Origin of the sequence: Methyloradius palustris (assembly GCF_019703875.1) — a bacterium.
Classification (GTDB): domain Bacteria; phylum Pseudomonadota; class Gammaproteobacteria; order Burkholderiales; family Methylophilaceae; genus Methyloradius; species Methyloradius palustris.
On record NZ_AP024110.1, the window covers coordinates 2,197,707 to 2,209,767 of the forward strand.

The window sequence follows — 12,061 nt, forward strand, 5'->3', positions numbered from 1 at the left end:
AGGTAAAGCATGAAAGTTTATTACGATAAAGACGCTGATCTGTCTATCATCAAGAAGTTAAAAGTCACCATCATTGGTTACGGCTCACAAGGCCATGCCCACGCGCAAAACCTGAAAGACTCAGGCGTTAAAGTCACTGTTGGCGCACGCAAAGGCGGTGTTTCATACGCGAAAGCTGAAAAAGCTGGCCACAACGTAGAAGAAATCAGCAAAGCCGTTAAAGGTGCTGATTTGGTAATGATTCTGTTGCCAGATGAAAACATGGCACAGATTTTTGAAGCTGAAGTTGCACCTAACCTGAAAAAAGGCGCTGCGCTTGCTTTCGCTCACGGCTTTAACATTCATTACAACCAGATCATTCCGCGTGAAGATCTTGATGTGATCATGATTGCACCAAAAGGGCCAGGCCACACTGTCCGTTCTGAATACCTCAAAGGCGGCGGCGTACCATCACTGATCGCTGTTTATCAGGATAAATCAGGCAAGGCTAAGGACATCGCCCTTTCTTACGCTGCGGCCAATGGCGGCACAAAAGGCGGCGTAATTGAAACTGACTTCCGTGAAGAAACAGAAACCGATTTGTTCGGCGAACAAGCAGTACTCTGTGGCGGCGCGGTTGAGTTAGTTAAGGCGGGCTTTGAAACCTTGGTGGAAGCTGGTTATGCGCCAGAAATGGCCTACTTTGAGTGCTTACACGAACTGAAGCTGATTGTGGATCTGATGTATGAAGGCGGTATCGCCAACATGAACTACTCTATCTCAAACAATGCTGAGTATGGCGAGTACGTTACTGGCCCTAAGGTCATCAATGATGAATCTCGCTGGGCAATGAAAGAAGCTTTGGCCAACATTCAAAATGGCGAATATGCGAAGAAATTCATTCTGGAAGGCCGTACCAACTATCCAGAAATGACCGCACGTCGTCGTTTGAACGCAGCACACCCAATCGAACAGGTTGGCGGCAAGCTACGCGCGATGATGCCTTGGATCAGCAAGAACAAGCTGGTTGACCAATCCAAGAACTAAGTATTAAAAATCGTTCCGGGCTGGATCTCAGGGACTGCAGATATCTGTAGTGTCTGGTTCCAGCCCTTTATTACTTATAAATACCGGATCATCATGCCAAGACTTGCTGTATTAACCCAGTACCTATTGCCCAAGCAAGCTATTAATGTACTTGCTGGAAAAGTCGCTGGAGCGCATGCTGGTAAAATAACTACCGCTATCATTCGATGGTTTGTTGGTCGCTATCAAGTCAATATGCAGGAAGCTGCTGAACCTAATATTGCAGCTTATTCAAGCTTCAATGAATTCTTTACCCGGGCGCTACGTGCCGATGCCAGGCCAATTGCCAAAGCCGATTTCATCTGCCCAGTTGATGGCGCAATCAGTCAGTTTGGCGATATTGAGTTAAATCAAATTTTTCAGGCTAAAGGCCATTATTACAGCACCGAAGCCCTCCTCGCTGGTAACCAACCTTTGGCTGATTATTTTATCGATGGTAAGTTTGCAACGCTGTATTTAAGCCCTAAAGACTACCATCGCATACACATGCCATGCGCTGGTCGGTTGAAAAAGATGAGCTATGTACCAGGCTCACTATTCTCGGTAAACCCAGTGACAGCTGAGGGTGTACCAGGATTATTTGCGCGCAATGAGCGTGTGATCTGCGAGTTTGAATCTCAACATGGCAAGTTTGCCTTGATTCTAGTTGGCGCAACGATTGTGGGCAGCATGGAAACAGTTTGGCACGGCGTCGTTAATCCGCCACGCAGCCGCGATATACGCACTTGGGAATATGCAGATCGCGCCATCAATTTGCAGCAGGGCGAGGAAATGGGCAGGTTTTTGCTGGGCTCTACTGTCGTATTGCTTTACCCAAAAGACGTGTTGGCATTCAACACAGATTGGCGTGCAGGCAAAACAGTTAAGCTTGGTGAAGCAATGGCGAATTCGCTTTAAACCCCAGATTCTAATGGTAAGAATCTGGGTGAAAAGTTAGGCTCCGCCCACCGTAATCACGTCAGGATGGCTTCGGTGCTTCTTTCTTTCTTCCTGCGTAAGGTGTATAGATAATTCATTGAGTGCAAGCTTATAAACTTCACGCTTGAACTCAATCACATTGTCCAGTGGCACCCAATACTCACTCCAACGCCAAGCATCGAATTCAGGGTGCGAACTCGCGCGTAAGGAAACATCGCAATCACGACCAGTCAGCCGCAGCAAAAACCATATCTGTTTTTGGCCTTTATAGCTGCCGCGCCATTCTCTTTTTACCCAGTTTGAAGGCACGTCATAGCGTAGCCAGTCACGTGTGCGGCCCAGAATTTTTACATGTTCCGGGCGCAAGCCTACCTCTTCCATCAGTTCCCGATACATAGCCTGTTCAGGCGACTCACCTTGCTTGATGCCACCTTGCGGGAACTGCCAGGAATGTTCACGAATGCGCTTACCCCAAAACACCTGATTGTTGCCATTACATAAAATAATGCCAACATTCGGGCGATATCCATCGCGATCTATCATGACATTACAACCTTAATAATATTGTGTGATTTTTTCACACTTCGGCCTGTAATGAAAGTCAGGAATGCAATGCATGCCTCATAATCGTGCAAATGTCCTTAGAATCTAGCCTTGACGCTGTTTAGCAAGGCCTTTTATACTGTTTCGTCAACTGTTTGCACAATCACTCGTTTATTGAATACGCCTTAACTTAATATCCAACTTTTGAATCTCAAACTCAATCCTGCTGTTTCGCTTAATGTTTATTTGTACCTGCTGCCGCTAGCGATACTTATCACATTGCTATGCACTAACAGCGCACATGCCGGCAATCTGGCATTCATTACGAATCAGGCCAGCAATGATGTATCAGTGATTGATATTGACAATAAAACCTTGCTTGCCACCGTTGCCGTAGGCAAATCTCCGGTTGGTGTTGCTGTATCAAAATTGAATCAGCGTGCTTACATCTCAAACGTTGAAGGCAACTCTGTCTCAGTGATGGATACCAAAACTTATCAAGTGATAGATACGATAGACACAGAAGGCTCACCCGTTGGACTGGTCATTTCTCCTGACAATAATGTGCTCTATGCCGCAGACTGGTATGAAGACCGAATTTGGGCGATTGACCTTAACAACACCAAACAAAAACGTGAGATACAGGCTGGCAAAGCCCCTGCAGGTATGGTTGTGAGCCCTGATGGCAGAAAATTATATGTTGCAAATCGCGATAGCAACGATATTGCAGTGATTGATACAGCAAGCCTCGCAACCCTATCACGAATAAGAGTAGGCCATCACCCGTATGGGCTTGCCTTAAGTCACGATGGGGCTGAGCTATATGCAGTCAATGTCTATGGCAACAGCATTAGTGTGGTCAATACCAATACTGAAGAAACACATAGCATCCCCGTAGGCAAGCACCCTTACTGTGTGGTCGCAAACCCCAATGGGCAATACGTCTATGTGAGCAACACACAAGATGACACTATTTCAGTCATTGATCTCGCGCAAAGAAAAGTGATTGCCACCATATCCGTGGGCGGATTCCCTGAAGGCCTAGATTTTGATGCTAAAACACAACAAATTCTGGTCGCCAACTGGTCAGATAACTCAGTTTCGGTGATAGATGCATCTACTAATAAACTAGTCACGAGTATAGCTACGGGCAATCAAAGCCGCGCTTTTGGCCAGTTTATTCTGGAATCATCACATTGATTTAACTTACCCCATCAAGGATACTGTGACATTGCAATGGGATTATTGATTTACGTTAATTGCACTAATAAGTTTTACCTTTATCAACTGGAGAAATTTGTATGAAAAAGATTCTTGCGCTATTAACACTGGCCATTTTGCCACTTACTGCTGCAGCACACGGCCCATCACCACAAAAGGTTGAGGAGTCTGTTGTAATCAAGGCAGATCCAGCAAAAGTATGGGCGCTAGTCAAAGATTTCGGCAACTGGCAAAAATGGCATCCAGCAGTCGTATCAACCAAGCTGGAAACCAAAAAAGATGAAGACGGTACTGATGCCACTTTCCGTACAGTCACCCTTAAAGATGGCGGCACGCTTTATGAAAAGCTCACTGGCATTGACGACGGCATCATGAAGATCAAATACGAACTGGAAAGCGGCGCTTTACCTGTATCTGATTACTATGCCTATGTAAGCGTAAAAGCCGGCCCTGGCGCTGGTGAAACAACAGTCACCTGGTTTGGGCGATTTTATCGCGTTTACAAACTAAACCCACCAATCCCACCAGGTCAGGATGACGAAACAGCAATCAATGCAGTTACTGGCGTTTACCAAACCGGCCTGGCCAACCTCAAAAAAGTCGCTGAAGGCTTATAATTCGCCATACGAATATGCTAAAGTGCCAATGACATTTTTTGTCATTGTGTATGTAAATGTATGTTAAGTATTACTCAGCTTATTTTTATAAGTTAGTATCAGTACATAGGGTAGTATTATTTATTACCAATTAAATAATACTTAACCTTAACGGTTAAACAATTAATTAAGTAAAGGGGTTCTTATTATGAAACAGATTCAAAAAGGTTTTACGCTAATTGAACTGATGATCGTAGTTGCGATTATCGGTATTTTGGCTGCTGTAGCAATTCCTTCTTACCAAGATTACATTACACGTGCTCAAGTTTCAGAAGGCTTTGAGTTGTTGGCTGGTATTAAGTCCCCAGCGGCTGAATTTGGTGCCAATACAAATTCGTGGCCAGGCCTGATAGCACAAGCGTCTGGAGCAGCTCCTGCAGTTTCTGAAATTGCAGTTACTATGGTGGGTAAATATGGTAGTGTGGCTCCTACTATTGGAGGTACATATCCAGCTGGTACCATTACATACAATTTCTCAACTGGTCGTGCCTCAGGTACAGCGGCAGGAATTGTAACAGCTGACGGTGGCGGTGGTTGGACATGTAATAACGCAACTGCAACTACGGTGCTCAGCAAATATCGTCCACAAGCTTGCAGATAATGTTTAAAACTTGTTGTTACTAAAAATAAAAGCCCCTAATGGGGCTTTTATTTTTAGTAACAACATATATTTAGGAGATAAAGCATTTATATTAATCATTCACCCAATGCTCTAGTCTAGCTAAAACCTGTTGAATCACTGGTTGCCATGTATAACGTTGATCTTGTCTGAATAAAAGCGCAGTCGGGTACCATGGGCTATCATGCCTGTTAGTCAGCCAGCGATAATCAGAATTGTAAGCCAGCAATATCCATACTGGTTTACCTAGCGCCCCAGCCAGATGTGCTACTGCAGTATCCACAGTAATCACTAAGTCAAGCTGCATAATTAAGGCCGCAGTATCTGCCATATTTGAAGTTAAGTGCATTTTATCAATGAGCTTTATGCTATCAGGCAAACTACCTTGAAAATCTTTTTGCAGACTCCACCACTCCACTTTATTAAATCCCATTAATACTGGTAGTAAATCAACTGGGATAGAACGTCTTTGGTTACTGGCAAGCACCTGATTACCTGTCCAAGCAAAACCAATACGCTTTTTAGTGTTTCTATCTCCAGTGAGCGCCTCCCATTTTGTTAGATAGTCATGCGTGATATTAAGATAGGGTAGCTTATTCGGAATAGTATCAAGCGTAGTATTAAAACGCAGTGGTATGCTCATTGCTGGAATTCTCACATCATGTTTAGGAATCTCATCGCATGACACTTCTAAATCTTCTGCGCCTTCTACCATTTTTGCGATTGTAACGAGCGGCTTGTGGATATGAATAACAATACGCTTAAACTTTGGTTTTAATAGAGGAATATATCGCATACACTGGATCATATCTCCTAACCCTTGCTCACCATGTACAAGCAATATAGATTCAGGCATGTCCATGCCATTCCATATATCAGCCGTATACTTTTTCTGGTCTTCTCGTGCGACCTTCAACCTACTCTCCAATAGTCTCCAGCCCTCTTGCAGCTTTCCTTGTTTCAGATACACAAACCCTTGAGTCAATTGTGACTCAAGGTTATCTGGATTTAACTTTGCGGCGAGCTTGGCAGCTTCTAGTGAACAATCCAGCTCACCCATTGAAAACAGCAACTCTGCCTCTTCGGCAATTAGGGAGTCATCTTCCTGGGCAGGGTAGGAAAAAGCGCGCTGTAAAGCTACTTGCGCTGCCGTCGAATCGCCAGACTCTGCCAATAGCAAAGCATAATTGACCCAACCCAACCTGTGATAAGGTGCAAATTCAAGCCCAACACTCTGCACCTGCAACCCTTTTTTAATATTAAATGTTTCCCATAAAAGTGAAGCGAATTTGTAAGCGACCTCGGGATTAGTGGAATCAATACGCCAAGCTTCATCAAAATACTCAATAGATTCTTGATGATTTTTATAGTCTGCCGCAATGCATGCTAGGTTATAGTAGGCACCAGCATCATTTGGATTGAGCACAAGCGCTCGTTTGTAACAAATCCTTGCGATTGCAGCCCTATCAAGCAGTTGATTGGCAAGGCCCAAGTTATACCAAGCATTTACCAAGTCAGGTTTTAATACTATCGCTCTCTCAAAAGCAAGTTTTGCATTTTCATAATCATCTTCAGCGTAAGCCACTCTTCCAATAGCCAAATAATGCTCTGCCTCAGACATTAAATCTCTTGAAGGCGCTAATAATGCTGTGCAACGCAATTCACCATCAGCGCTTGCAACCGTCTCAAGAGTAGTTGCCATCTTCAGAAAAACTTCATCCCAATTACGGCTTCTAGTTTGTCTAAATAGTCTTGCTGTGGGATACCAAGGATTATCTTCGCGCTCTAAGAACCAGCGATGATCTGGAAAAAATGGTAATAATACCCAGACGGGTACAGCTAGGGCGCCTGCTAAGTGAGCAACTGAAGTATCTACAGAAATCACCAAATCGAGCTGGCTCACAAACGCAGCAGTATCAGCAAAGTCAGTAATATATTCTGTAAAATCTATCAACTCCGCACCTTGAGGTACATCTATTTTTTGTTCTGATTGTGGGCCTAATTGCAAACTAAAAAAAGCCACATTTTTCACATCGAATATCGGCGCAAACTGAGATAATTTAGTTGAACGGTTATAGTCCCCTTTGAATACTGCTCCACCTGCCCAGACCAAACCTACTTTAAGTTGATTTGCCCATGGCTTCAAGCGTTCGTTCCAAGCCTTGATTAGCGCACTCTCAGCGCTTAAATATGGTACCGCATTAGGTATAGTCGCAAGCTCTGTTTTAAATATCATGGGTAGAGACATGATCAAAATCTGGTAGTCTGCGTTAATCACCTCCTCGATAGAAGATGCTAATGTAATATCAGGTACCGAACTAAATAAGCGCTCTAGATTAGGATTGCATATCAAAATTACTTTATCTACACGCGCTTTGAGTAATGGAAGATACCGCACAAAATGTATGGTATCCCCCACGCCCTGTTCAATAACAACCACCAGCGTTTTATCCGGGATGGGGGCACCATCCCAAAATGGCAATGGAATCAGGCGACTGGTATGCAATATACTGTCCTTCATCTGCTTGTCGATTGTACGAGCCTCGTAGGCTTGCCACCCTTCCTTATAAAAACCTAATAATAGAAACGCCAATGCCTTATTTACTTCTGCGATTGTGTTTTCTGGGTTTTGTAGTTTGAATAGTTCTAACACCGTAATGGCTTCTACAAACTTGTGATCTCTTAAGTAATGCACTGCATCATTCAAGTGCGTCGCTTCAGGCGCCAATTTATCCACGATACTTAAGTGATATGCAATTTCTTCGTCTTTGCCATACAAATGCGCACAGATGTGCATCATCTGTCTGTGTGCGTCAACCATTTCAATATCACAAACTTTTAAGCCTAGCTGCTGGGTCTCGTAAGCCTCGAGAAATAGACTTTCGGCCAATTGGGTACCAGCAAGCCCGAAATAACCATTAGGGTTCTTTGAATTTATCGCCATGAGCTTATTGAATATGTTTTTTGCTTCAGTATAATTTTTTGACTCGAGATACATCATGCCAAATTCATACAGCATGTATTCATTTCTAGGCTCTAAATCCAGTGCTTTTTTAAAAACGATTTCGGAGTCGCCAAATTGGCTAATATCTGACAAGCAGACGCCTTGTTTACATAATAATTTAGCATCATCTGGTTTGAGATTTAGCGCTTTTGCATAAATAGTTTGTGCTTCTTTTCGCCTTTGCAGACTAAAGAGAAGATCGGCAAGCTTGATTAGTGCATCTAAATTATCGGGTTGAAGTTCAATGGCCTGTTCAAGATAGCTTACCGCTTGAGAAAACTTATTTAATGCAATGCTGGTCAAGCCTAAACCGAGATAGCTATCAGCACGATGCGGCTCTAGCTCAAGCGCTCGTAAATAACATGTTTCAGCCTCCTCTGGATTTTTACCTTTGAGACAAACACCTAGCAATTCCCAAACCTCAGCCTGATACATATCACTTAAAAGAAAATCTCGCGTCAACACCTCCGCTTCTTGCTCTCGTTCAGATAAAAGTGAATCTCGTATTTCTTGAATTTTGGCTTTATAAGCCACTAAATCCATAATACGATTTTTTGACTTCTTGGCTGAGGCCTGTGATATCTTATTTTTTAATGACGCAATCCAACTATTCATTCTGAGATTATTCCGTTATCGATTGTATTGATGGTGCTGACTTACCGAATCCCTATTATAAGAACATTTATAATAAAGATTCGAGAGATTATGATTCGGTTTATTACTTATCAGGTGCGAACATGTTGGGTTGGTTAAGAGGACTATGGATTGGCAAAAAAAAACAGGAAATCTTATCAAAAGAATTAATCGAGGAATCTATCAACGTAGATGAAACAATGCGCTCGGGATTTGCGTTACACGAAGCAGGTAAGTTTACTGAAGCATCAGAGCTATATCAAAAAATCCTAGAGATTGACCCGAATCACGCGGACTCACTATATTTCTTAGGGCTGATCAGACAACAGCAAGGTAATCGCGAAGTTGCAATAGATCTAATTAAAAATGCAATTGAAATTAATAATACTGAGCCTGCATTTCATAAATCACTAGCATCTATCTTAAATGAGCTACAACTTAAAATAGCGGCTATCGAAAGCTATGAATCAGCACTAAATCTTGACGCTAATGATGTAGAAGCTTTATTCGCATTAGGGTCTATATATGAGGAGGTGGGGCAATTAGGAAAAGCTGAAGAAAAGTTGCTGTTATGTTTAAAGATTTATCCAGATTTCTGGCAAGCACTTAATATTTTAGGCGAAACTTATCTTCAACTTGGAAATGTAGAAAAAGCTGTCGAGTTACTTAGAAAATGTCACGAACTGAATCCTAAAAGTCCGGCACATTTCAGTAGTTATCTGTTCTCACTGAACTTCCATCCCAAATTTTCTGCGGATTATATATTTTCAGAACATCAACGTTATGGGAGTTTGTATTGGACTAATCAGACTGAGATTTATAATAAAAACTATCAAGTAAACCAGAAGCTACGAATCGGATACGTTTCTCCCGACTTCCGCGCGCATCCTGTATCTCGTTTTATTATTCCCGTCCTAGTGCACCATAATCGTGATGAGTTTGAAATATATTGCTATTACAACTACCCAAAATCAGATGATGTAACTCAGCATATAAAAATATTGGTCGATCATTGGAGAGACTGTGCCAATAGGAGTAGCGAAGATTTAATTAGTAAAATACGAACTGATCAGATTGATATACTAATCGATTTAGCTGGCCATACATCGAATAACAGTCTGGAAGTCTTTTTAAGTAAACCAGCACATATTCAACTTACATGGCTGGGTTACATCAATACAACTGGATTAAGCACAATCGATTATCGGATAGTTGACGCTTATTCAGATCCTGTTGGTATCACGGAGAAATTCCATAGCGAGGCATTATTACGACTGCCGAATTGTCAGTGGTGTTATCAAAAACCTAGTCAGTTGATTAATGTATCGGCTTTGCCTGCCCTTACTTCAGGCAATATTTGTTTTGGCTCATTAAATAGATTTACTAAGTTGTCTTCAAAGATACTTGATCTATGGGCAAGACTATTGATTGAAATACCAGAATCAAGACTAATGATTGTAGGAATCCCTCATGAAAAACATCTAGATATATTCAATCATTTTGATACTTTCGGTATATCTAATGAACGTATAGAACTGTATACGCCTGTTGGACTAGACCAGTTCAGAGAATTACATCACCAGATTGATATAGCATTAGATAGCCATCCATATAGCGGTGCAACGACAACCTGCGATTCCGCATGGATGGGGGTTCCGACTTTAACACTTGTTGGAGGGACATCTATATCGCGAAGTACTTCCAGCATACTACTTAACTTGGACCTAAACGATTGGATTGCACATAATGAAAATGAGTTTATTACATTAGCAAAAAAACAAGTTAATGACTTAGACAATCTCTCAAAATTACGCGCCAATTTAAGAGGCATCCTTGAATCTTCTCCAATCATGGATGCAGCAAAATTTACAGTTGATCTTGAAAAAGCTTACCGCGGAATATGGGTAAAGAAATGCGCCGAAAATTTATAATTGATTTGAATTGACTAAAGGCGAAGCAGTATTTGCTTAGTTAAGCTATCAACAATATCAGCAGCAAATCCAGCCTCCAATAGTTTCCATTTAAAAGCGTTACCTAGTTTTGCTTTCTTATAAAAGTTCATACTATGCTCTGATTTAAACTTATCAATCTTACGTACCATCTCATTGAGCACTGCTCGTCTGTTTGCTTTTGATATTACTCTCTGATTTTCTTCTTCTACTAACGGGATTCTTCTTGCAAAAAACTCTGCCAGCGACTCCCCAAACTCTACTGCTTCTTTAGCGTTCAACCACTTGATCACAAAAACTCTCCAATAATCTATATTTAATGCTTAAACTTTTGATCCTCGAGTTCCACCTTGTAATACTTGTACCCTAAACCCCTGCTCAACCAAAACAAAGGCCGAGGCTGAACTGCGTCTGCCTGTCTGGCAATAGACGATATATTCTTTTTGTTTATCCAAAGTCGGAATCAAGCTGCGCAGTTCGTTCAAGGGAATATTAATAGCTTTGGGAAGATGATCAAACTGATATTCAGAAGGAAATCGGACATCCACCCATATTGAACCATTTGCTGTGAGTTTACGGGCTTCTTCCATAGTAATCTGGCTGATGAGGGGCGCTTTTAATAACTCAATGAAGTCTGTTTTTTTCAGCTTGAGTAATGCCCCTTCAGTTTTCATGGTGATGGTTGCATTGCGCTTATTATCTGAGACCAGCGCCTCTTCGCCAAAAGCATCCCCCGCATGAAGTTCAGCCAATATAGTAGGTGGTTGGCCAGCTTCTGTAATTCTGCTGACGACTGCTGTGCCATTTTCTATTAGATAGTAATAATCACCTTCTGCACCTTGATGAATGATGACTTGACCTGCCTTGACATCAACTGAAGTCATGCGATTAAACATTTCTTCTATATTGGCTGAGGGCAAACGGCTAAAGACCCCCGTTTGCAATTTGCTAGCACTGAATACACCAGTGTCACCCATCCAAGAAGTTGCTGCTCGGGCGGGCTTTGCTAATGAATGACCAGCATTATCTGAAGTTTTTGTTGTATCCGACTTTTGTGCTTCATTTGTGGAAGGCTTCTCAAAATCTGAAAGCTGATCCCAGGTCATCATGATATCTAGCAGGTCAAGATCAATACGAACTATCTCAATGTCTGTCAGCGCGATGGCCTCAACAAGCCCAGCACTTGCATCTACGGCGTGTTTAGAAGCTTCACTACCGCCGCGCATGATTTTCTTATTGCCATTAGCGTATCTCAGACCAAGTTCACCACTTAACAGATAAAGCGCTTGTGCCGCTTTACTTACATTCATGCGAAATGGGTTGATGTCCTTGCTAACTTTTTCTACAAAGCACAAACCAGCAAGCTCCTTCAATCGCCCGGGGGATAGCGTTGATATTGGTTGTAACTGATCAATGATGCTGGTTTCTATAGATGCCATACTGGATAAAATTC

Annotated in this window: 10 protein-coding genes and 1 pseudogene; 7 read left to right on the forward strand and 4 right to left on the reverse strand. The window is 42.2% G+C overall.

Annotated elements, in window-relative coordinates; translation table 11 throughout:
• Positions 1 to 9: 9 nt before the first annotated feature.
• Entirely contained in the window at positions 10 to 1,026 is a 1,017-nt protein-coding gene (gene ilvC / locus ZMTM_RS10555) for a ketol-acid reductoisomerase (RefSeq protein WP_221763814.1), read from the forward strand.
• Between the two features lie 93 nt (positions 1,027 to 1,119).
• Positions 1,120 to 1,962 (forward strand): archaetidylserine decarboxylase, encoded by an 843-nt coding sequence (gene asd, locus ZMTM_RS10560; RefSeq protein ID WP_221763815.1) that lies wholly within the window; start codon positions 1,120 to 1,122, stop codon positions 1,960 to 1,962.
• A 36-nt stretch (positions 1,963 to 1,998) separates the two neighbouring features.
• Here asd and ZMTM_RS10565 read toward each other — a convergent pair whose 3' ends face one another.
• Entirely contained in the window at positions 1,999 to 2,526 is a 528-nt protein-coding gene (locus tag ZMTM_RS10565) for an RNA pyrophosphohydrolase (RefSeq protein ID WP_221763816.1), read from the reverse strand.
• A gap of 204 nt (positions 2,527 to 2,730) precedes the next feature.
• On the opposite strand from ZMTM_RS10565, the gene ZMTM_RS10570 reads away from it, so the two are divergent.
• The 4 genes and pseudogenes from ZMTM_RS10570 (at position 2,731) to ZMTM_RS10580 (ending at position 5,004) form a co-directional block, all read left to right on the forward strand.
• Entirely contained in the window at positions 2,731 to 3,726 is a 996-nt protein-coding gene (locus ZMTM_RS10570) for a YVTN family beta-propeller repeat protein (protein ID WP_225907012.1), read from the forward strand.
• Between the two features lie 101 nt (positions 3,727 to 3,827).
• Positions 3,828 to 4,364 (forward strand): SRPBCC family protein, encoded by a 537-nt coding sequence (locus tag ZMTM_RS10575; RefSeq protein WP_221763817.1) that lies wholly within the window; start codon positions 3,828 to 3,830, stop codon positions 4,362 to 4,364.
• 187 nt (positions 4,365 to 4,551) lie between these two features.
• Positions 4,552 to 4,657, forward strand: a pseudogene (locus ZMTM_RS13585) (pilin); the annotation flags it as partial.
• Positions 4,658 to 4,689: 32 nt separating this feature from the next.
• Complete coding sequence (locus tag ZMTM_RS10580) at positions 4,690 to 5,004, forward strand: pilin (RefSeq protein WP_404804709.1); 315 nt, start codon at positions 4,690 to 4,692, stop codon at positions 5,002 to 5,004.
• A gap of 91 nt (positions 5,005 to 5,095) precedes the next feature.
• Here the strand turns inward: ZMTM_RS10580 and ZMTM_RS10585 are convergent, their stop codons facing one another.
• Entirely contained in the window at positions 5,096 to 8,641 is a 3,546-nt protein-coding gene (locus ZMTM_RS10585; RefSeq protein ID WP_221763819.1) for a tetratricopeptide repeat protein, read from the reverse strand.
• A gap of 122 nt (positions 8,642 to 8,763) precedes the next feature.
• Between ZMTM_RS10585 and ZMTM_RS10590 the strand changes: the two genes are divergently transcribed.
• The gene (locus tag ZMTM_RS10590) at positions 8,764 to 10,590 is read left to right on the forward strand and encodes an O-linked N-acetylglucosamine transferase, SPINDLY family protein (RefSeq protein WP_221763820.1); all 1,827 of its coding nucleotides are present in this window, start codon (positions 8,764 to 8,766) and stop codon (positions 10,588 to 10,590) included.
• A 14-nt stretch (positions 10,591 to 10,604) separates the two neighbouring features.
• Here ZMTM_RS10590 and ZMTM_RS10595 read toward each other — a convergent pair whose 3' ends face one another.
• Complete coding sequence (locus ZMTM_RS10595) at positions 10,605 to 10,901, reverse strand: hypothetical protein (RefSeq protein ID WP_221763821.1); 297 nt, start codon at positions 10,899 to 10,901, stop codon at positions 10,605 to 10,607.
• A gap of 30 nt (positions 10,902 to 10,931) precedes the next feature.
• Positions 10,932 to 12,047, reverse strand: a complete 1,116-nt coding sequence (locus ZMTM_RS10600) for a cyclic nucleotide-binding domain-containing protein (protein ID WP_221763822.1) — start codon at positions 12,045 to 12,047, stop codon at positions 10,932 to 10,934.
• Between the last annotated feature and the right edge of the window lie 14 nt (positions 12,048 to 12,061).